This window comes from Arthrobacter sp. TmtSoilC77, assembly GCF_059739415.1.
This window is the reverse complement of sequence record NZ_AP046050.1, coordinates 1,997,999-2,017,420: the sequence shown is the minus strand read 5'-3', so window position 1 is coordinate 2,017,420 and position 19,422 is coordinate 1,997,999. Positions and strand designations below refer to the sequence as shown.

Annotated in this window: 19 protein-coding genes; 12 read left to right on the top strand and 7 right to left on the bottom strand. The window is 62.4% G+C overall.

Going from position 1 to position 19,422, the window contains the following annotated elements; genetic code table 11:
- Positions 1-12 precede the first annotated feature (12 nt).
- A complete protein-coding gene (zapE, locus tag AC6I99_RS09255; RefSeq protein ID WP_497961946.1) occupies positions 13-1,053 on the bottom strand; it encodes a cell division protein ZapE in 1,041 nt (346 codons plus the stop codon).
- A gap of 211 nt (positions 1,054-1,264) precedes the next feature.
- Here zapE and AC6I99_RS09250 point away from each other — a divergent pair, with 211 nt between their 5' ends.
- The 3 genes from AC6I99_RS09250 to ybaK are packed head-to-tail and all read left to right on the top strand — an operon-like array spanning position 1,265 to position 3,249.
- Positions 1,265-2,191, top strand: a complete 927-nt coding sequence (locus AC6I99_RS09250; RefSeq protein ID WP_224089642.1) for a sulfurtransferase — start codon at positions 1,265-1,267, stop codon at positions 2,189-2,191.
- Between the two features lie 37 nt (positions 2,192-2,228).
- Positions 2,229-2,696 (top strand): SufE family protein, encoded by a 468-nt coding sequence (locus AC6I99_RS09245; RefSeq protein WP_224089641.1) that lies wholly within the window; start codon positions 2,229-2,231, stop codon positions 2,694-2,696.
- Between the two features lie 58 nt (positions 2,697-2,754).
- A complete protein-coding gene (gene ybaK, locus AC6I99_RS09240; RefSeq protein ID WP_224167106.1) occupies positions 2,755-3,249 on the top strand; it encodes a Cys-tRNA(Pro) deacylase in 495 nt (164 codons plus the stop codon).
- Positions 3,250-3,251: 2 nt separating this feature from the next.
- On the opposite strand, the gene AC6I99_RS09235 is transcribed toward ybaK, so the two are convergent.
- Positions 3,252-4,520, bottom strand: coding sequence for an alpha/beta hydrolase family protein (locus AC6I99_RS09235; RefSeq protein WP_497960820.1), 1,269 nt, complete (start codon positions 4,518-4,520; stop codon positions 3,252-3,254).
- Between the two features lie 135 nt (positions 4,521-4,655).
- Here AC6I99_RS09235 and AC6I99_RS09230 point away from each other — a divergent pair, with 135 nt between their 5' ends.
- From AC6I99_RS09230 to AC6I99_RS09190, 9 genes are all read left to right on the top strand, one after another.
- Positions 4,656-5,147 (top strand): hypothetical protein, encoded by a 492-nt coding sequence (locus AC6I99_RS09230; protein ID WP_216923124.1) that lies wholly within the window; start codon positions 4,656-4,658, stop codon positions 5,145-5,147.
- Between the two features lie 14 nt (positions 5,148-5,161).
- A complete protein-coding gene (gene msrB / locus AC6I99_RS09225; protein ID WP_497960818.1) occupies positions 5,162-5,620 on the top strand; it encodes a peptide-methionine (R)-S-oxide reductase MsrB in 459 nt (152 codons plus the stop codon).
- Between the two features lie 185 nt (positions 5,621-5,805).
- Positions 5,806-7,173 carry a DUF6421 family protein gene (locus AC6I99_RS09220; protein ID WP_497960817.1) on the top strand — a complete coding sequence of 456 codons (1,368 nt, stop codon included), beginning with the start codon at positions 5,806-5,808 and terminating at the stop codon, positions 7,171-7,173.
- Complete coding sequence (locus AC6I99_RS09215) at positions 7,173-7,922, top strand: SDR family NAD(P)-dependent oxidoreductase (RefSeq protein ID WP_497960815.1); 750 nt, start codon at positions 7,173-7,175, stop codon at positions 7,920-7,922. Before AC6I99_RS09220 ends, AC6I99_RS09215 begins: the two co-directional genes overlap by 1 nt.
- A 10-nt stretch (positions 7,923-7,932) precedes the next feature.
- Entirely contained in the window at positions 7,933-9,051 is a 1,119-nt protein-coding gene (locus AC6I99_RS09210; RefSeq protein WP_309930699.1) for a threonine aldolase family protein, read from the top strand.
- Between the two features lie 69 nt (positions 9,052-9,120).
- A complete protein-coding gene (locus AC6I99_RS09205; protein WP_216923118.1) occupies positions 9,121-9,780 on the top strand; it encodes a DUF3000 domain-containing protein in 660 nt (219 codons plus the stop codon).
- Between the two features lie 59 nt (positions 9,781-9,839).
- The gene (locus AC6I99_RS09200; protein WP_224089632.1) at positions 9,840-11,183 is read left to right on the top strand and encodes an HRDC domain-containing protein; all 1,344 of its coding nucleotides are present in this window, start codon (positions 9,840-9,842) and stop codon (positions 11,181-11,183) included.
- Between the two features lie 235 nt (positions 11,184-11,418).
- The gene (locus AC6I99_RS09195) at positions 11,419-12,687 is read left to right on the top strand and encodes a thiolase family protein (RefSeq protein WP_497960813.1); all 1,269 of its coding nucleotides are present in this window, start codon (positions 11,419-11,421) and stop codon (positions 12,685-12,687) included.
- Positions 12,684-14,828 (top strand): 3-hydroxyacyl-CoA dehydrogenase NAD-binding domain-containing protein, encoded by a 2,145-nt coding sequence (locus tag AC6I99_RS09190; protein ID WP_497960811.1) that lies wholly within the window; start codon positions 12,684-12,686, stop codon positions 14,826-14,828. Before AC6I99_RS09195 ends, AC6I99_RS09190 begins: the two co-directional genes overlap by 4 nt.
- Positions 14,829-14,926: 98 nt before the next feature.
- On the opposite strand, the gene AC6I99_RS09185 is transcribed toward AC6I99_RS09190, so the two are convergent.
- Genes AC6I99_RS09185 through dxs form a run of 5 tightly spaced genes read right to left on the bottom strand, consistent with a single transcriptional unit; the run spans position 14,927 to position 19,295 of the window.
- Positions 14,927-15,904 (bottom strand): aldo/keto reductase, encoded by a 978-nt coding sequence (locus AC6I99_RS09185; protein ID WP_497960809.1) that lies wholly within the window; start codon positions 15,902-15,904, stop codon positions 14,927-14,929.
- Positions 15,905-15,947: 43 nt separating this feature from the next.
- On the bottom strand, positions 15,948-16,166 hold the full coding sequence (locus AC6I99_RS09180) for a helix-hairpin-helix domain-containing protein (protein WP_224089628.1): 219 nt from the start codon (positions 16,164-16,166) through the stop codon (positions 15,948-15,950).
- A 32-nt stretch (positions 16,167-16,198) separates the two neighbouring features.
- Positions 16,199-16,759, bottom strand: a complete 561-nt coding sequence (locus AC6I99_RS09175) for a hypothetical protein (protein WP_497960808.1) — start codon at positions 16,757-16,759, stop codon at positions 16,199-16,201.
- Positions 16,756-17,325: a DUF402 domain-containing protein gene (locus AC6I99_RS09170; RefSeq protein ID WP_224167097.1), complete on the bottom strand. Its 570-nt coding sequence runs from the start codon at positions 17,323-17,325 to the stop codon at positions 16,756-16,758. Before AC6I99_RS09170 ends, AC6I99_RS09175 begins: the two co-directional genes overlap by 4 nt.
- Positions 17,322-19,295, bottom strand: coding sequence for a 1-deoxy-D-xylulose-5-phosphate synthase (dxs, locus tag AC6I99_RS09165; RefSeq protein WP_224089624.1), 1,974 nt, complete (start codon positions 19,293-19,295; stop codon positions 17,322-17,324). Before dxs ends, AC6I99_RS09170 begins: the two co-directional genes overlap by 4 nt.
- Positions 19,296-19,422 lie beyond the last annotated feature (127 nt).

Below are 19,422 nucleotides of genomic sequence, written 5' to 3'. Positions count from 1 at the left end.
GGCGGAACCGGATCAGGCAGGTTCGTGGTTCTGTCCCTCGCGGGCGAGAGCCGTAAGCCTGGACACGGCACGGAAGTACTTCTTCATGTATCCCCCGGTCATCATCTCTTCGGTGAAGAGTTTGTGAAAGGGGACGCCGCTGGCAAGAATCGGCACATCTTTGTCATAGAGGCGGTCGGCGAGGACCACGAAGCGCAGCGCTACTGCCTGCTCGGTAATCGTCTCGACGTCGCGCCACACCACGGCTTCGATACCTGAGATCAGCTGGCGGTACCGGCTGGGGTGGACGCCGGCAAGGTGGTGCACGAGAGTGCGGAAATCATCAACGGCAACTGTTTGTCCGTCGAACTCGGCGTGCATGCGGTGCTTGAGTTCTTCAGTCTTCAAAGGCGATGGAGCTGCGGGCAGGCCACGGTGACGGAAGTCTTCGCCGTCGATCCTGACGACGTCGAACTGGTCGGCAAGGACCTGGATTTCCCGCTGGAAGTCCACGGCTGCGAAGCGGCCTTCGCCCAAGGAACCCGGCAGGGTGTTGGAGGTAGCGGCCAACTTTACGCCGGCGTCGGCCAGTTCGCGCATCAGGCGGGACATCAGCACGGTGTCGCCGGGATCATCGAGTTCAAATTCGTCAATGCAGACCAGCTTGTAGTTGCTGAGGGCTTCCAAGGTCTTGCGGAACGAGAGCGCGCCCACGAGGTTGGTGTACTCAACGAATGTGCCAAAGGCCTTGGGACCAGGAGACCTGTGCCAAAGGGAGGCCAGGAGGTGGGTCTTTCCGACGCCGAAGCCTCCGTCAAGGTAAATGCCGGCCCGAGTGGCGGGGGTCTTCTTGGCGAACAACTTCTTGAACAGCCCGCCGCCGTCATCGGCGCCCACGCCATCGGCAAAAGCCGACAGCAGCTTGACCGCATTGGCCTGGCTGGGCTGGGCGGGGTCCGGGCGGTAGCTGTCGAACGATACCTCTCCGAATCGTGGAGACGGGTAGAAACCCTTGAGGAGTTCCTCCACGGAGACTGCCGGTGTGCGGGCAGCCAGTTGTTCGATCTGTACCACGGTGGTCCGTTCTTCCAGTATTTGGGTCCCCAGCAAGAATACCGGCATCGGGCGTCCCGAAAACGGCGACGTGACCAAGGCCATGTTTCACCATGTGACCAGCGGGGAAGCATTCCTCGCGGCCCGTGGTTAGTGTTGGAGCACGCCGGGCCGGCAACTGATGCAGCTTCCAGGGCCTGGCTCCGCCCGTTGTCAGTGAAAGGCCATCATCATGTCCTACCCCGTTGAACAAAACGAAAAGTTCGCTTCCTACGCGAACCCTGAACGACTCGTGTCCACGCAGTGGCTTGCCGCAGCACTTGCCGAAGGCGCCATCGCCGACGGCAAGCTGGTAGTCGTGGAGTCCGATGAGGACGTCCTCCTGTACGAAACCGGCCACATTCCGGGTGCCGTAAAGATCGACTGGCACACCGACCTGAATGATGAAGTGACCCGCGACTACGTGGACGGCGCCGCATTCGCCTCCCTGGCTGCATCCAAGGGCATCTCCCGCGACACCACTGTGGTGATCTACGGTGACAAGTCCAACTGGTGGGCAGCCTACGCCCTCTGGGTCTTCACGCTGTTCGGACACGAAGATGTGCGCCTGCTGGACGGTGGCCGCGACAAGTGGATCGCCGAAGGCCGCGAATTGACCACGGACGTACCGACGCCGGCCCCGGGAACCTACCCCGAAGTAGAGCGGAACGACGCTCCCATCCGCGCCTTCAAAGAGGACGTCCTGGCTCACCTGGGCAACCCCCTGATCGACGTGCGCTCCCCCGAGGAGTACACGGGCCAGCGCACCCACATGCCCGCGTACCCGGAAGAAGGCGCGCTGCGTGGCGGCCACATCCCCACTGCTGCTTCGATCCCGTGGGCCCGCGCAGCCGCTGAGGACGGCACCTACCGTTCCCGTGAGGAACTGGAAGCCCTCTACCTGGGCGAAGCCGGTTTGACGGCGGGCGACGACGTCGTGGCCTACTGCCGCATTGGCGAGCGGTCCAGCCACACCTGGTTCGCACTGAAGTACCTGCTGGGCTTTGAAACCGTCCGCAACTACGACGGTTCCTGGACCGAGTGGGGCAACGCGGTCCGCGTCCCCATCGTCAAGGGCGCCGAGCGCGGATCCGTGCCGGCCGCCTTGGTCCGTAACTAGCAATGCAATCAGCGCCGTTGTGCGTAAGCTGGAAGTGATGAGTACCAACACTTTGCCCGCCGCACTGGCGGAAATCGTCGATGACTTCCAGGCACTGACGGAGCCTGACCGCCTGCAACTGCTGCTCGAGTTCTCGCGTGGGCTGCCGGAGCTTCCGGAGCGCCTCAAGGACCACCCGGAGTTGCTGGAGCAGGTTGTGGAGTGCCAGTCACCTTTGTTCCTCACGATCGAATCCGAGAAAAACAAGGACAATGCCGAAGGCCCCCGCGCCTACCGGTTGTTTTTCAAAGCGCCTCCGGAGGCTCCCACCACGCGTGGATTCGCCGGGGTACTGCACGAAGGACTCGATGGGTTGACGGCCCGGGAAATTCTGGACGTTCCGGATGACATGCCGGAGTTGCTGGGATTGACCAGGGCCATCACTCCCCTGCGTATGCGCGGCATGACCGCCATGCTGGGCAGGATCAAGCGGAAAGTGGCGGCAGCAAGCCGTTTGGAACGCTAAGCCTTTCTGCAAGGCAAAGCCACTTTCTGCACAGCAAAGGTGAGAGGCGTCCTGGCACATGGCCAAGAAGATGGCATCACAGGGAACGCCGGCCACTGCAGCACTAGCTGCGGCCGGCGTTCCCTTCGTGCTGCACCCGTATTCCCATGATCCATCGGCCGCAAGTTATGGGCTGGAAGCTGCCGAAGTCCTGGGCATCGATCCCAAGCGGGTTTTCAAGACTTTGATGGTTGAAGTCGAAGGCAAACTCGCCGTCGGCATCGTCCCCGTTTCAGGAACCCTGGACCTCAAGTCCGTGGCGGCAGCCCTGGGTTCGAAGAAGGCAGCCATGGCGGACCCCAAGGCGGCCGAGCGCCGGACCGGCTACGTCTTGGGCGGAATCTCCCCTTTGGGCCAGCGCCAGCCCTCCCCTACAGTCCTGGATGATTCCGCGTTGTCCTTTGACACCATCCTGGTGTCCGGCGGGCGACGCGGTCTCGACATCGAACTTGCCCCAAAGGACCTGGTCCGGCTGACCAAGGCCGTGACCGCCCCGATCGGCGCCAAGGGCTAGCGTCACCCGACCTGCCCGTCACCCTCTGTTTGCCCGGGATTGTTCCGTGGAGCCAATTGACGCTGAAGCCACGAGCGAACCAGCCGTTCCCATTTCTCCGGGTCAACGTTCCACTCCTTCGTGTGCCGCGCTCCGTGGAACGGTTCGAACGTCACCATTTCAGGGTTCTTCTCCGCAAGGCTGGCAGAAGGCTCAAAGGGGACGTAGTCATCATCGACACTGTGGATCAGCAAGGTTGGGGTTCGTAGCTCAACGGCTCGTGCTTCCCAGTCCATCGCTTTGAAATCCACGGGAGCGGATAGCCCGGTGAGCCGGCGGCCCAGTGGATGTCCGAGCATCAGCTGTCCGTATCGGCCTACGTTGTAGGGGATCCTGTTCATCTCTGCATGGTGGGCCATCACGTTGACCCAATTAATCACTGGCGCGTCCAGCACCAATGCACGGATCAGGTGCCTGTGCTTGGACAGATCGGCTGTTTGGAGGCTGATGGCTCCACCCATGGACCACCCGAACAGGACCACTTCCCGGGCGCCGTGTGCCATCGCATATTCGATGGCGGCTTCCACGTCGCGCCACTCCGTGGAGCCCAGGCCGTACCGCCCGTCAAGTGCCGAGGGCGCAAGTCCGTCATTGCGGTATGAAATCAGCAGGCTGTCCAGTCCCAACTCCCGCGCGGTCCGTACAGCCCTGAGGCCTTCAAGCCTGGTGGCACCGCGGCCGTGCACCATGATCGCCCAGATTGGAGCGTGGGTAGCTGCATCCGCCCGGACCAACCACGCTGGCGCCTTTCCGACGTCGAGGTCAATCTCCACGTCCTCGGCGGCCAGGCCGATGGCAGCGGGATCCGGGTAGGTCGCGCCGCTCCACCATCCCCGGCGGGCTTCAGCCAGATTGCCGCTGTAGACCTCTTCGACCTCGCGCAGCACCGTTTGTTCAGCCGGTGAGTAAGACACGATCCTGCCAATCCTGGCATGGCCTTTACCGCCCTCGAAGAAGAGGCTGAACACGCCGTCGATGGTGGTGTCCGGGGTGGCCGCAAGGATGACCTGCAGTCCCTTGTCTCCACGGATGACGGCGAGAACCTCCTGGTCCTCATGACGGGCAGCGGGCGTAATGACGCGCCGGGCAAAATACACTGCGAGCGCTGAAGATCCGGCACCGACGAGTCCTGCGAGTGTCCCTCCGGTGAGGATTCCTGCGATGGCCCATTTGGTGCGCAGGGACATTTTCTTCTCTGCAGCGTCGCTCGCTGACCGGGTATTCAATGCCATGGCTCCATTGTCGCCGTTCAGTGGCCGTGGTCCATGCACGTGGAGGCAGCGCGGCGGATTGCTTGCGGGAATGGGCTGGGAGAATTGAGGGCCGAAAATCTGCGTCGTGCTGTTCGTCGGGACTACGCTGTAGCCATGAGCGATCCCATCGTCATCCTGACAGAAGAGCCCCTTGGTCCCGACGACCGCGTCAATATCGCCAAATTGGTCGACGGCGGCGACGCACCCCTGGTTGTCCTGGTCCCGGCCAATACCGAGCGACATCTCCTGGTTGATTTCCTGGAGAACCTTTCCATGCTCGATATTGCCAAAGCGTTCCGGGAACTTGGCGGCCAGTCCCCCAACCCGGATGCTGAGAGGGCGGAGGCGTCGGAAACCCTGGCCACTTCGTTGGCTGCGCTGGAAGGTTTGGGCGGGGGTGTCACGGGCGAGATCGTCGACGGCGGTGCCGTGGCCGGCTTGGTAGCGAAGGTCCGGGCACTGGATGCCGCGCAAGCTGTGGTGGTAACACGTCCGCACGCAATCGCGGATACTTTCCACACGGATTGGGCCAATAAGGCGCAGGACCAGTTGGGGCTTCCAGTTCTTCACTTGTATGCGGGTTCGGGATTTATCGGCGACTCGTGAGCGTTGCATAAGACATGAACACTCCTGAGAACACCAGCAAGACCACGGCCGTGCCCATGGAGAAGTCCGATGCCCAGTGGCGTGAAGAGCTGACTCCGGATGAGTACCGCGTGCTTCGCCAGGCCGGTACTGAGCGGCCTTACACCGGCGAGTACTGGGACACTCATACCGAAGGCGTTTATCAGTGCCGCGCTTGTGGCAGCCAGTTGTTCACCAGCCACGAAAAGTTTGATTCCCATTGTGGTTGGCCGTCCTTCTGGGCACCGTTGGCCGAGGGCACGGTGCGTTACCTCCATGACCGCACGATGGGGATGGACCGGGTGGAAGTCCGGTGTGCCAACTGCGACTCGCATTTGGGCCACGTGTTTGAAGGTGAGGGCTACGGCACTCCCACGGACCAGCGCTTCTGCATCAACTCGATCTCGCTGCGGCTTGCGGAGTCGAAAGAGCCGGCTGGACCCGAAAAGAAGTAGGCCCTTCCGGGGCGGTCTCGCGTGCGGTGCCCGTCCCGGAAAGCGCAGCTGCTGCATCTCGGACGCTTTGAAACAACCGTTTCCACCAGAGTTTCTTATGCTCAACCGTTTTTTGGATTAGCTAAACTTTTCGGTTGCTACGCTCACATCAGAAGCATGAACGACTTCTGAAAGGACGAGCATCAATGACTATCACCGCCACCGCCGCCCTCCCGCGTGTCACTGCCGACGACGCGGAGTGGACTGCACTCAAGGCCGCTGCCACCGCACTCCAGGCTTACCAGGAGCAGGACGGTTCCATTAAGGATCCGGCTGCCCACGCTGAAGCCGCCCAACTGGTGGCAAGGATTTCGGACGCCATCAACACGCTGGCCCCTCATTTCCCCCACGACGCCCGATACCTTGAACTGTTGGTGGAAGACTTCAGCCGCTGGGTCCAGGACGGCTTTGGAGTTCCGGATTTCCTGGACTCCCTCCAGGCCTTCCAGCCGCAGGAACAGCGGGTGGATGGACTCCAGCATCTGGTGGTTTTCCCGATGTACACCCAGAACGGCAGCACCAACCGGCTGGTGGAGGCTGTCTTGATCGAGGTCATTTGGCCGGAGTTCATTGGCGGACTGGAAGCTGGCGAGTACTCCAACAAGCTGTTCGTTCCGATCCGTTTTGTGGATTTCACACCGGGCTACGACACCAACTCGGCAGTCCTCTTCCCGGAGACAGTGGCTGTCCGGGAGACGCCGACATTCACGTGGGGCGCCATCTTTGCAGACCGCGAAGCGGCCCGCTTCCGGCGCGTACTCAAGGCTGCGGCGGCCACCACGTCACTTGAGCTCCCTGCGGACGCCGCGGAGCTCCTTGAAGACCAGGATCTCACCCAGCGCACCTTCGTCATGTGGGACTTGATCCACGACCGCACGCACATGCGCGGCGACCTTCCCTTTGATCCGTTCATGATCAAGCAGCGCATGCCGTTCTTCCTCTACTCTTTGGAGGAGCTCCGATGCGACCTGACGGCCTTCCGCGAGTCCGTTCGCATCGAAAAGGACGAGAACGCCGATCCTGATGCCCGCAAGCACGCCAAGCTCGTGCAGTACGCGGTGATTTTTGACCGGATCTTCCGGTTCGCCATCACAGGCAGCCGGGTCCGCAATTACGACGGCCTTGGTGGCCAGCTCCTGTTCGCGTGGATGCACCAACACCACGTGCTGCACTGGACGGACAGCAAGCTCCGCATCGACTGGGACGAAGCGGCAGATGTGGTCATCGAACTCGGTGCCAGGATCGAAGAGCTGTACTGGCGTTCCATCGACCGCCCGAAGGCTGCCCACTGGCTTGCGGCCTACGAACTCATTTCCGGTACAGTGACTCCACACCCGGCATCGATCTGGGCCAAGGGCCCTGATGCCTTGCCTTTGAGCGGTGCCCCCCGCGGCCTTACCGATCAAGTCCTGGACGATGAGTTCCCGCTGTCCATGTTCTACGAAGCATTGGAGAAGAAAATGCGCCCTGTTATCGAATCCACTACCGGCATCACTGGCGCGATGGCGGCCTGATGAGCCCACTGACAGTCCTCGTGACCGGCGGCAGCAGCGCGTCCGGCGTCGCCGCCGCGCGCGCTTTGGCGGCTGCCGGTCACAGGGTTTTCACCATCGGTTCAGACGACGTCCGCATCAAGACCGCGGCCTTGGAGGCCGGAGATGGCGTGACTCCGCTGGTTTGCGACCTCGCGAGCCTTGACGCCGTCCGCGAGCTTGCAGAGACGATTCGTCAGCTCGGCATCGACCGGGTGGACGGCGTCATCCATCTTGTGGGTGGCTGGCGCAGCGCGACCGGCATCGAGGACCAGTCCGACGACGACTGGGCCTCCCTTGAAGAGGGCGCGATTACCACCCTGCGCAATGTCTCCCGCGTCTTCTATCGCCAGTTGGAAGAATCGCCATATGGCCGTTTTGCCATGGTCTCGTCCACTACTGCGTCTGCTCCCACGGCCGCCACCGCCAGCTATGCGGCTGCCAAGGCCGCTGCGGAAGCCTGGACGCTCGCGGTAGCGGACGGTTTCCGGCAAGCGCAGGCCGGAGACGCGCAAGACCCCGCACCTCAGCAAGCCGTCGCACCGCAGCAACACAGCGCCGCTGTTATTTTCGTGGTCAAATCCCTCGTCGATGCCGCCATGCGGCGCGAGCACCCGGAGCGGCGTTTCCCCGGCTATACAGACGTCGAAGAACTGGCCGCTGCCGTCGTCGAGCTCTTCGACAAACCTGCGGCCACCATCAACGGCCAGCGCATCGTGTTGGCCAAATAGACTTGAAAGCGTGAACGAACCAGTGACGAGCACAACAGAGGCAATCCCCAGCGCCACCGCAGCATCGGGGCAACTCCACGATCCTTCGGTCCGGGGGTTTGCCTCGGACAATTACTCCGGGGTCCACCCGGAGATCCTGTCTGCCCTGGCTACAGCCAACGGAGGCCACCAGGTCTCTTATGGTGAGGACGTTTACACTGCCCGGCTCCAGGAGGTCCTGGAACAGCAGTTCGGCAGTGGCATCGAAACCTTCCCGGTCTTCAATGGCACAGGGGCCAACGTCCTGTCGCTGCAGTCTCTCCTCCCCCGCTGGGGCGCCGTCATTTGCGCTTCCACGGCGCACATCAACATGGACGAGAATGGGGCGCCCGAGCGCGTGGGCGGCATCAAGCTCCTGCAGGTACCCACGGAAGACGGAAAGCTCACGCCCGCCTTGATCGACCGTGAAGCCTGGGGCTGGGGCGATGAGCACCGCGCGCAACCCTTGGTTGTCTCCATCACCCAGACCACCGAGTTGGGCACCTGCTACACCCCTGAAGAAGTGCGCGCCATCGCCGATCACGCCCATGCCAAGGGCATGAAGTTGCACATGGACGGAGCGCGGCTGGCAAACGCAGCAGCACACCTTGGCGTCCCCCTGCGTACGTTCACGCGCGACGCCGGTGTGGACATCCTGTCGTTCGGCGGTACCAAGAACGGTCTGCTTTTTGGTGAAGTCGTGGTTGCCCTCAATCCTGAAGCAGCCGACGGCCTGAAATTCCTTCGGAAAATGAACATGCAGCTGGCTTCGAAGATGCGCTTCATTTCGGCGCAGTTCATAGCCTTGCTGGAGGACGGACTGTGGCTGCGGTCAGCGGCCCACGCCAACGCGATGGCAGCACGCCTGCGCTCGGCGATCGAGGGTATCGACGGCGTGGAGCCCACCCAGGCGACACAATCGAACGGCGTCTTTGCGATCCTGCCCGCCGGAGTCGCAGACCGCCTGCGCTCATCCTTCGCCTTTTACGATTGGGACGCTGCCCGTGGTGAAGTCAGGTGGATGTGTTCCTTCGATACCACGGAGGAAGATATCGATGCCTTCGTCGCCGCCATTAAGCGGGAGCTGGCCAGCGATTTGGCGGCCAGCTAACAAGTGAACAAGGAATTGTCCGGGGCGGCGAGCCTACAGGGATTCGCCGCCCCGGACGCATAATCTGCGATGGTGAACGCCCTCGCCCAGGTTCCCTCGGAATTTCTTTTCGCCTTGGGAACGCTACGAAAAGCACAATGCCGCAGCGAACTGCGGTTGGACGAAATCCCCGCGCCCGCCCGTCTGGCACCATATGCCGTGGCCCTTGGAGCGGAAGTCTTCAGCCCCACGGCAGCTACCCGGCAGGTACCGGTCCACGGCCCTGCAGCCAAAGCATTCGCCGAAAAGCAGAACGCCGGCCCTCCGGACGAAGAGGACGAGGAATTGGCCACGGGCCGTTTCATCCTGCTGTACGATCCCGATGGATCAGCCGTATGGGAAGGCGAATTCAGGATTGTCACGTATATCCGCGCCCAGATGGATGCCGAAATGGGAAACGACACCATGCTGGGTTCCGTCGCCTGGACCTGGCTGGTGGAAGCTCTTGAAAACCATGCTGCCCAGTACCGCGCTGCCGGAGGGACCGCCACAAGGATTCTCTCCGAGAGCTTCGGCACCCTCTCCGATCGCCCCGACACGATAGATATCGAATTGCGGGCCTCCTGGACGCCTGCCACGGCCAATGTGCAAGCACACCTGGAAGCCTGGTCTGACATGGTTTGTACGTTCGCCGGACTGCCGCCCCTTCCACCAGGCGTCACTGGACTACCCAACAGGAGGCTCAATTGAATGCCCTGAATTCGTCCGCGAGGGCCTGCAGCAGCAGGAATCGGTAAGCTTAAGCCACCATGACCCCTGAAAACCTGGATAAAACCACAACCGGCGATCCGGTTGCTGATCCCACGACCCACATCAAAGTTGAAGGCTTCGACAGCCACATCCCTGAAGTCATCGATCTCGATACCCCGCGCGAAGGCGTGCCGCTGGTCATCGATACCTTGGCAGGACTGGAGCGCTGCGCGGCGGCCATCGCCGCCGGAACAGGGCCCGCCGGTGTCGACGCTGAACGCGCTTCCGGATTCCGCTACGGCCAACGCGCTTTCCTGGTCCAAATCCGGCGCGAAGGAGCCGGCACCTGGTTGATCGACCCCGAGCCCTTTGACAACCTGGACATCGTCAATGACGCCCTGCGGGGCGTCGAATGGATCCTGCATGCTGCCACCCAGGACCTGCCATGCCTTTCCGAGCTGGGCATGTGGCCGGACAAACTCTTCGATACCGAACTCGCGGCCCGTCTCGCCGGGCTTCCCCGCGTGGGGCTCGCTGCCGTCATCGAACAACTCCTTGGGTTCGGTCTCGCCAAAGAACATTCCGCCGCAGACTGGTCCACCCGGCCGTTGCCGGAACCGTGGCTGCGCTACGCTGCCCTCGACGTCGAAGTCCTGGCCGAACTACGCGAGGAACTTATCGAACTTCTGGAGGCCGACGGCAAGCTCGGATTCGCCGAGGAAGAATTCGCGGGAATCCTGGCTGCGGGCATCGCACCCCCGCGGGTGGATCCATGGCGGAAGACATCCGGACTCCACCAGATCCGTGACCGCCGCCAGTTGGCCGCCGTTCGGGAACTGTGGCAGGAGCGGGATCAACTAGCCCGCAAGCGAGATGTCGCTCCCGGCCGGCTCATCCCGGATTCCGCCCTCGTCGCAGCAGCCAAGGCTCTTCCCACCACCGTTCCACAGCTCCTGGCCACCAAGGGCTTCCATGGCAGGTCCGCCCAGCGCGAAGCCCCCAGATGGCTGCGGTGCATAACGACCGCCCGCACGCTCACCGAACTGCCTCCCCTGCACTTGGCTACCAACGCCCCGCCCCCGCCACGCGTGTGGGTGGACCGGGATCCGGCCGCTGCGGCACGCCTCGCCACGGCCCGCCCCGCGCTCCAGGAGAAGGCCGACGAACTGAAACTTCCCATTGAGAACCTGCTCACCCCGGACTACCTGCGGCGCGTGGCGTGGCGCCCGCCGTCGGACGTTTCTTTGGAATCAGTGGCCGAGGAGCTACGCACCCTTGGTGCGCGGGAATGGCAAATCTCTTTCGCCGCACCCATCCTGACCGAGGCGTGCCTGAACCCGAAGCCACTCCCCGGCAAGGAGTCCAAGCCGAGGGAAGCACAGCAGTCCAAGGACTCTGACTGAACCACTACCTTGCCTCCGGGCCCGTCACGCGAACTCCGGTTCGAGGTGGCGGGCCTTTTGCGTCCCAGGACCCCCTGGCATTCCCTTGCATATTCCAAGCCCAGCACCTCGCAGGCCAGCACCATGCAGACCCAGCACCTTGCACCCTAAGTTACTGGCGAGTAACATTGCATCAATGCCAGCCGGAGATCCGCTCTGCGGGATCCGGCACCATGTCTCAACGAGGAGTTAACACATGAGTCCATCACGCAACGCCCAGAGGAGCGTCCGCGACGTCGTGTTCGTGGATGGTGTGCGGACCCCCTTCGGTAAAGCCGGCGAGAAAGGCATCTATGCGGGGACGAGGGCTGATGACCTGGTAGTGAAATGCATCCGGGAACTGATGCGCCGCAATCCGTCATTGCCTGCTGACCGCATTGATGAGGTAGCCATCGCCGCGACAACCCAGACAGGCGATCAAGGGCTAACCATCGGCAGGACGGCTGCCCTCCTGGCGGGCCTTCCCCGCACGGTGCCCGGCTTCGCAATAGACCGTATGTGCGCCGGAGCCATGACGGCAGTGACGACGACGGCGAGTGGCATCGGCTTTGGCGCGTACGACGTCGTCATTGCCGGCGGCGTGGAGCACATGGGCAACCACCCCATGGGCTCAGGCACTGATCCCAATCCCCGGTTCATGTCCGAGCGGCTCGTAGATCCAGCAGCGCTGAACATGGGCAACACGGCCGAGAACTTGCATGACCGCTTCCCGGCCATCACCAAGGACCGAACGGACGCCTACGCGGCCGCGTCGCAGGCGAAACTGGCCGAAGCCTATTCCCGCCAGCAGATCCAGGACGACCTTGTCCCGGTCGCCACCATGAAGCCAGGCCAGGGTTGGGCACTTCACACCCAGGATGAGCCGCCCCGCCCAGGAACCACAGTGGAGGATCTCGCCGAACTGCGTACGCCCTTCCGGGCCCATGGGCGGGTTACGGCGGGCAACGCAGCAGGCTTGAACGACGGCGCGACGGCTGCGGTGCTCGCTTCGGCAGAAGCCGCGGCGGAATTGGGCCTACCGGTCAAGATGCGTTTGGTTTCCTATGCCTTCGCGGGAGTAGAACCTGAAGTCATGGGAATCGGTCCCGTGCCAGCCACGGAAAAGGCCCTCAAGAACGCGGGCCTCGCAATCGAAGACATCGGGTTGTTCGAGATCAACGAGGCCTTCGCAGTCCAGGTCCTGAGCTTCCTTGACCACTTCGGCATCGCGGATGACGACCCCCGGGTCAACCGCTACGGCGGGGCGATCGCCGTCGGACATCCGCTCGCTTCCTCAGGCGTTCGGTTAATGAACCAACTGGCGCGGCAATTCCAGGAAGACCCCACTGTCCGTTATGGCATCACCACCATGTGCATCGGCCTGGGCATGGGTGCCACAGTGATCTGGGAGAACCCGAACCACGCTGACTTCGAATCCTCCGACCCGGCTTCAAGCCACGCCACCACAGAAGGAGCCGCCGCATGAGCGCCGCAGAATTCCAGAAGCTCGCCTCCCTCTTCCCTGACGAGATCGTGACGCATTCCTATGTCCAGGACATCCAGCTTCCAGGCGGTGCAGGCACCTTCGCCCTCATCACTCTGGACAACGGACTGGACCACTCCAAACCCACCACCCTGGGTCCAAACACCCTGGTGGAATTGGGACAGGTCCTGGAAGGGCTCAAGGACCGTGCCGCCAAGGGCGAGATCGTCGGCGTCGGCGTAACCGGCAAACCCTACTTCCTGGTGGCCGGCGCAGACCTGTCTGCAGTGAAGACCCTCAAGGAACGCGAACATGGCTTGTGGATGGCCCAGCTTGGACACGCGGTGTACTCCACCCTGGCCAACCTCGGCGTGCCCAGCTTCGCCTTCATCAATGGCCTGGCCCTTGGCGGAGGACTGGAGATCGCCCTGCAATCCACCTACCGTACCGTCTCCACCGGCGCCGGCGCCCTCGCACTGCCTGAGGCGTTTATTGGCCTTGTTCCGGGCTGGGGCGGCGTATACATTCTCCCCCGCTTGATCGGACCCGAAAATGCCGTCAAGGTAATGATCGAGAACCCGCTCAGCAACAACCGCACACTCACCGGCCCGGAGGCCTTTGAGCTCGGCATTGCCGATGCCCTCTTCGAGCCGGCCGACTTCGTGGAGCAGTCCCTGGCATGGGCTGCCCGTGTCATTGCCGGCGAAGAAACACCAGCACGGAAGAACGCCGTCGACCCCTCGGACGAGGACGTCGCCCGCCGCTGGGCTGCAGCGGTCTCAGCAGGCCGTGCGTTTGTGGAGGCGAAGACGTCCAATGCCTCTCCCGCGCCTGCCAAGGTGCTTGACATCATGGAAGCAAACCGCACCATGAGCCAAGGCGAATCGGCCGAACTGGAATGTGAAACCCTTGCCGGCCTGATGCAGACGGATGAGTTCCGCTCCACCGTGTACGCCTTCCTGGACCTCGTCCAGAAGCGCTCCAAGCGGCCTGCAGGCGCACCGGACCGCAAGCTGGCGCGTCCGGTCACCAAGGTGGGCGTGGTAGGTGCAGGGCTCATGGCAAGCCAGTTGGCGCTACTTTTCGCGCGCCAACTCAAGGTGCCTGTCGTGATGACAGACATCGATCAGGCCAAGGTGGACAAGGGCGTTGCGTACGTCCACGCAGAGGTCGACAAATTGCTGGCAAAGAAGCGGATCAAGGCCGACGCCGCCAACCGCACCAAGGCGCTGGTCACCGGTTCGGTATCCAAGGAAGTCTTCGCCGATGCCGACTTCGTCATCGAGGCCGTGTTTGAAGAACTGAATATCAAGAAGCAGGTATTCGCCGAAGTCGAAGAGATCGTCTCCCCCGAGTGCATCCTCGCCACCAACACTTCCTCGCTGTCTGTTACCGCCATGGCCGAGGACCTCCGTTACCCGGAGCGGCTGGTGGGCTTCCATTTCTTCAACCCTGTTGCCGTCATGCCCCTCGTGGAAATTGTCAGGGCGCCGAAGACTGACGACGCCGTTCTTGCCACGGCTTTTGAACTCGCCAAGGGCCTGAAGAAGACCGCGGTCCTCGTTAAGGACGCGCCGGCGTTCGTCGTGAACCGCATCCTGCTCCGCCTCATGGGCGAAGTTATCGCAGCCTTCGACGAAGGCACCCCCGCCGAAGTGGCAGACACCGCTTTGCGGCCCATGGGCCTGCCGATGACTCCCTTCACCTTGAGCGCCATGGTGGGACTGCCGGTCGCACAGCATGTGCAGGAGTCCCTCCACAATGCCTTCGGAGACCGTTTCCCCGTTTCACAGAACCTGCAGAAGCTCATCGACAACGGCGTAAAATCCCTCTGGGTCCCAGGTCCGGATGGACAGCCAATCATCCCGGCTGAGACCCTGGCCATCATGTCCTTCGGCAACACTCCCTCCACACGCGAGGACGTGCTGCGGCGAACCCAGGATGCACTGGCCGAAGAAATCGGACTGATGCTCGAGGAAGGCGTAGTTGCCGGGCCTGAGGACATCGACCTCTGCGTCATCCTGGGAGCGGGCTGGCCCATGTTCCTGGGTGGCATCACTCCATATCTGGACCGTGTTGGTGCCTCCGAACGCGTCAATGGCAAGCGTTTCCTGGCACCGGGCGTCGCCTCCGCCCCAGCCTAAATCGGCATCGGGGCCCCAGCCTGAATCGGCATCAGGGAGGGCAGTGGCCGGAGCGAAGGCCCCCGCCACTGCCCTTTCCTGTTTGAGCCTTTTGCCGTCTAGAAGAGAGCCACTTTGGGAGCACGCGGGAAGATGTCGTCCAGTTCCTCGCGCTCCTCCTGGCTCGGGACCCAGCACACTGCTTCAGCGTTCTCACGAATCTGCTCCGGACGCGTCGCCCCGGCAATAACACTGCTGACGCCGGGTTGGGCTGCCAACCAGGAGAACGCCAGCTGGAGTTCGGTGATGCCCCGCTCCTTGGCGAACTGGCCAAAGCGGCCCAGCTGCTGCCAGTCGGCGTCATGCACCAGATTGGTTCGCGTGTGGCTCAGGCGGGAGCCCTCGGGGGCATGACCTGCGGAGTACTTGCCGGTGAGCAGGCCGTTGGCCAGGGGGAAGTAAGGAAGCACGCCAAGCGCGAAGGCGCCCGCGGCAGGCAGTACTTCGAGCTCGGCGCGACGGTCCAGCAGGTTGTAGTGGTTCTGGGTTGAAATGAAGCGAACCCCTCCAGACTGCCGCCCAACGTACTCGGCCTCGGCGATCTGCCATCCGGCGAAGTTGGAGTGTCCGATGTAGCGGACCTTGCCGCTGCTGACCAGGACATCCAACGCTGCAAGGGTTTCCTCGATGGGCGTCTGTGGGTCCGGGGTGTGGAACTGGTAGAGGTCGATCCACTCCGTGCCCAGCCTGCGCAGCGAGGCTTCCACCGCTTTGAGGATGTAGCGCCTGGAACCGCGCGCGCCAAAGTCCTTGCCATTGGCCCCGCGCATGTCCATACCAAACTTGGTGCCGATGACGACGTCGTCGCGATGTCCCTTCAGCGCTTTGCCCAGCATGGTCTCGCTGAGGCCAGGTTCCCGGCCGTAGACATCCGCGACGTCGAAGAACGTGACCCCGGCATCGATCGCGGCGTGGACAACGGCGTCCGTGCCTTCCTGCGACTCCGTGGGAGTGTTGGCGCGCCCCAGATTGTTACAACCCAGCCCTACAGCTGAGACGGTCAGTCCGGAATGGCCAAGGCGTCGATATTCAGTCATGGAACCCAGCCTATAACGCCACTCCGGGGCCCATGGCCGACGTTTAGCGCAAGCCGAAAGTGATGCCGGATTCCTCCATTGCCTCCTCGAGCTGGGCTATGGCCACCGGTCCCATGCCGTGGAGCTTGGAGGCTTTCTGTTCGCCGAACTCGGCCAGCTGTTCCAAAGTTTCGATGCCTTCGTGGGCCAGCGCGCGTTTTGCCGGCGCCGCAAGACCCTTGGGCAGCGGCGTATGTCCGGGCCAATTGCTCTTGGACGACATGGAACATCCCTCCTGAGTGCGTTAGGTCCTACTTAGAGGGTAAAGCCCACACCTTGCTTGGGCGAGTGCTTCAGGCGGAATGCCGTGGGGTCGCTGTGCGGAGCCGCTGCGATGGAGAGCTTGGTGAAGTCCAGGTCCTCATTGCGAACGCAGATCTTGATGGCATTGACGGCCTTGTTGACATCCGGGCAAAGGCAAAACACGTTCAGGCGCGAGTTTCCGATCTCCGTGCGGTCCACGATTCCCAATCCCCGCCAAGCCAGTTCACCAGTCAGCGCCGCCTTCGCCTTGCGCTCGAAGTGACGGTCACGTTCCGTGCCGTCCTTGGTCTTCAGAGCGAATTGTGCCACTACCCAAAACTGCTCGGACTCGGGGATCTCAGCGAATCCGTCCTCTTCACACTGGGCAGCGAAAGCCGCCATCAAGCCGTCTACGGAAGAGTCGTCGTCGACCCCTGTTTCATCCGTCTTGCTTTGGTGGCCCACCACCCCGTGATTGATCACGAACTGGTGGTCGTCGTCGTCGTACCAGGCCTCACGGAAGTGAAGTACTCCCTCGTCGTCGCGCTTGTATGTGCGGATAATGCCGCTCATGTTCGTCCTTTCCTGAACCACTCTGCACTGGTGTTGCTGGTGCCCTCGACGTCGAATGGAGCCTTCATGGCGTCCACTGCTTCACGAAGGGCTGCGCACTCCGCGCGCATGGTTTCCACGGTTTCTGCGGGATATCCCATGCCTACCCTGTGGTCCTCAAACTCATCCTCGTCATCGACGAACACACCGTGAAGGGTGGATCGGATGACGTCCAGGTCCATATCGATCATGTGGAACTCGGTGACGCCTGGCCTGATCGTGTTCCACCCATGGCCGGTTGCCAGGTCTACGTAGATCCGGAAGTCACCCGGGTACGTGTCGTCATAGAACGTGGCTACGAATTCGCCGGTCCGCGGTACCAGCAGGACGGCATCCGAAGCTGTGTAGAAGGCAGCACCGGGACGCGAACAGAACTCCCCCGCGCCCTGGAAAATCCACCACCCGTGGATGTCCTCACCCAGGTAGCGGCCGGGCACAACCCAGTGTGCCTTGCCGTTCCATTTCCTGTTTCTCGCCACCACGAGGTCACCGGGCTGCAGCGAGCCCGGCTCGCGATCGGGACTCACAGCTTGGGCAGACTGCCGGTGGTGGGGTGTTCCTGACCTGGCAGGGGCCGCGCAAAGGGGACCTTTGTACCCAGGACCTGGGCTACGACGTCGTGGGCTATTTTCTGGGCCGTCAGTCCGACGCGTTCCAGGACCTGGCTCCTGGATCCGTGCACCAGGAACTCAACAGGCAAGCCCACCTCGTTCAAAGCCGTATCAACACCGGCTGCGCGCATTTCCTGGCGGATGCGCGAACCCACGCCGCCGGCCCGGACGCCGTCTTCGATGCAGATGACCAGACGATGCCTGGCGGCAAGGGCGATGATTGACCTGCGGACAGGCAGGAGCCAACGGGGATCAACCACCGTCGAGCTGATTCCCTGGGCGCCAAGTCGGCCGGCGACATCCAGGGCGAGTTCGGACATGGCGCCAACGCTGATGATGAGGACGTCGTTTTCGCTGGAACCCTCGGGACGTCGTGCGAGGATATCCACGCCATCGTGGAGCCGCTCAATAGCCTCCACTTCAGAACCGACGCTGCCCTTGGAGAAACGCACCACCGTGGGGGCGTCATTGATGGCGACCGCCTCGCGCAGTTCTTCCCTGAGCCGGGTGGCGTCGCGCGGTGCGGCCAAATGGAGTCCGGGGACAATCTGGACCATTGCCATGTCCCACATACCGTGATGGCTGGGACCGTCCGGCCCTGTAACGCCTGCACGGTCCAGGACGATCGTGACCCCTGCCTTGTGGAGTGCCACATCCATCAGGAGCTGATCGAAGGCACGGTTCAGGAAGGTTGCATAAACCGCCACCACCGGGTGCAGGCCACCGTAGGCCATCCCCGCAGCAGACGTGAGTGCATGCTGTTCGGCGATACCGACGTCGATAACGCGTTCAGGATGGCGCTCCGCGAATTTATGCAGACCGACCGGTATCAGCATTGCCCCGGTGATACCGACAATGTCAGGACGTTCATCAGCGATGTCGGCGATTTCCTCGGCGAAGACCGAGGTCCAGGATCTGGCGCCGGGCCTTTCGGTCGGCTCACCTGTCTCTGGATCAATGATTCCCACAGCGTGGAATTGATCGGCCTCGTTGGCAAGGGCGGGGGCATAGCCATGGCCCTTTTCGGTCATCGCATGCACGATCACCGGGCCACCGTAGGCCTTGGCCGTTGTGAGGGCGTGCTCCATGGCCTGGAGGTTGTGGCCGTCCACCGGACCGATGTACTTCATGCCCAGGTCTTCAAACATTCCCTGGGGCGCCCACCAGTCCTTGATGCCCTTCTTCATGGCGTGCAGGCTCTTGTAGGTGAACTGGCCTACGGGACCACCGTTCTGGAGCTTCTTCTTCCACCAGTCAAGCATCCGCTCATAGGCCGGCGTCGTCCGCAAAGTGTCGATGGTGGGACGCAGCGATGCCAGGTAGTCGGCAAAACCGCCCACAGTAGGTGCATAGGAGCGGCCGTTGTCGTTGACAACAATCACCACGCGGCGCCGCTTATCAGCGGCAATATTATTGATTGCTTCCCAGGTCATGCCACCCGTGAGGGCACCGTCCCCTACAACCGCGACGACGAACCGGTCGCCTTCGCCTGTCAGCTGCCGGGCGCGGGAAATGCCGTCCGCCCAGGACAAAGACGACGATGCATGGGAGCTTTCGACGATGTCATGCTCGGATTCGGCGCGGTCAGGGTAACCGGAGAGGCCACCCTGCTGCCGGAGCGTACTGAAGTCCTGCCTGCCCGTGAGGAGCTTGTGGACATAGGACTGGTGCCCGGTGTCAAAGACGATGCTGTCCCGGGGAGACTCGAAGATTCGATGCACGGCAAGCGTGAGCTCGACGACGCCGAGGTTGGGACCCAGGTGTCCACCCGTGGCGGCTACGTTGGTAATCAGGAAATTCCTGATCTCGCCGGCCAGCTGTTCCAGCTCTTGGCCGGACAGTTTTGCCAGGTCCTGTGGATCCTTGATGGTTTCCAAGAGTCCCAACGGCCCTCCTTAGGGTGAATGACGTGCTTGTTAACTCTAGCGCGTGCCCGGGGCAGGCGTTTTCGCGCCTGTGGAGGATGAATAGTCATCCACAGACGCAGCAGCCCCGGCTGGTCGGGCGACCAGC

What these genes read in the sequence shown, in the direction of transcription:
- AC6I99_RS09250 (WP_224089642.1), top strand. Translation starts at nt 1,265, where the DNA reads ATGTCCTACCCCGTTGAACAAAACGAAAAGTTCGCTTCCTACGCGAAC.
- AC6I99_RS09245 (WP_224089641.1), top strand. Translation starts at nt 2,229, where the DNA reads ATGAGTACCAACACTTTGCCCGCCGCACTGGCGGAAATCGTCGATGAC.
- ybaK (WP_224167106.1), top strand. Translation starts at nt 2,755, where the DNA reads ATGGCCAAGAAGATGGCATCACAGGGAACGCCGGCCACTGCAGCACTA.
- AC6I99_RS09235 (WP_497960820.1), bottom strand. Translation starts at nt 4,520, where the DNA reads ATGGCATTGAATACCCGGTCAGCGAGCGACGCTGCAGAGAAGAAAATG.
- AC6I99_RS09230 (WP_216923124.1), top strand. Translation starts at nt 4,656, where the DNA reads ATGAGCGATCCCATCGTCATCCTGACAGAAGAGCCCCTTGGTCCCGAC.
- msrB (WP_497960818.1), top strand. Translation starts at nt 5,162, where the DNA reads ATGAACACTCCTGAGAACACCAGCAAGACCACGGCCGTGCCCATGGAG.
- AC6I99_RS09220 (WP_497960817.1), top strand. Translation starts at nt 5,806, where the DNA reads ATGACTATCACCGCCACCGCCGCCCTCCCGCGTGTCACTGCCGACGAC.
- AC6I99_RS09215 (WP_497960815.1), top strand. Translation starts at nt 7,173, where the DNA reads ATGAGCCCACTGACAGTCCTCGTGACCGGCGGCAGCAGCGCGTCCGGC.
- AC6I99_RS09205 (WP_216923118.1), top strand. Translation starts at nt 9,121, where the DNA reads ATGGTGAACGCCCTCGCCCAGGTTCCCTCGGAATTTCTTTTCGCCTTG.
- AC6I99_RS09200 (WP_224089632.1), top strand. Translation starts at nt 9,840, where the DNA reads ATGACCCCTGAAAACCTGGATAAAACCACAACCGGCGATCCGGTTGCT.
- AC6I99_RS09195 (WP_497960813.1), top strand. Translation starts at nt 11,419, where the DNA reads ATGAGTCCATCACGCAACGCCCAGAGGAGCGTCCGCGACGTCGTGTTC.
- AC6I99_RS09190 (WP_497960811.1), top strand. Translation starts at nt 12,684, where the DNA reads ATGAGCGCCGCAGAATTCCAGAAGCTCGCCTCCCTCTTCCCTGACGAG.
- AC6I99_RS09185 (WP_497960809.1), bottom strand. Translation starts at nt 15,904, where the DNA reads ATGACTGAATATCGACGCCTTGGCCATTCCGGACTGACCGTCTCAGCT.
- AC6I99_RS09180 (WP_224089628.1), bottom strand. Translation starts at nt 16,166, where the DNA reads ATGTCGTCCAAGAGCAATTGGCCCGGACATACGCCGCTGCCCAAGGGT.
- AC6I99_RS09175 (WP_497960808.1), bottom strand. Translation starts at nt 16,759, where the DNA reads ATGAGCGGCATTATCCGCACATACAAGCGCGACGACGAGGGAGTACTT.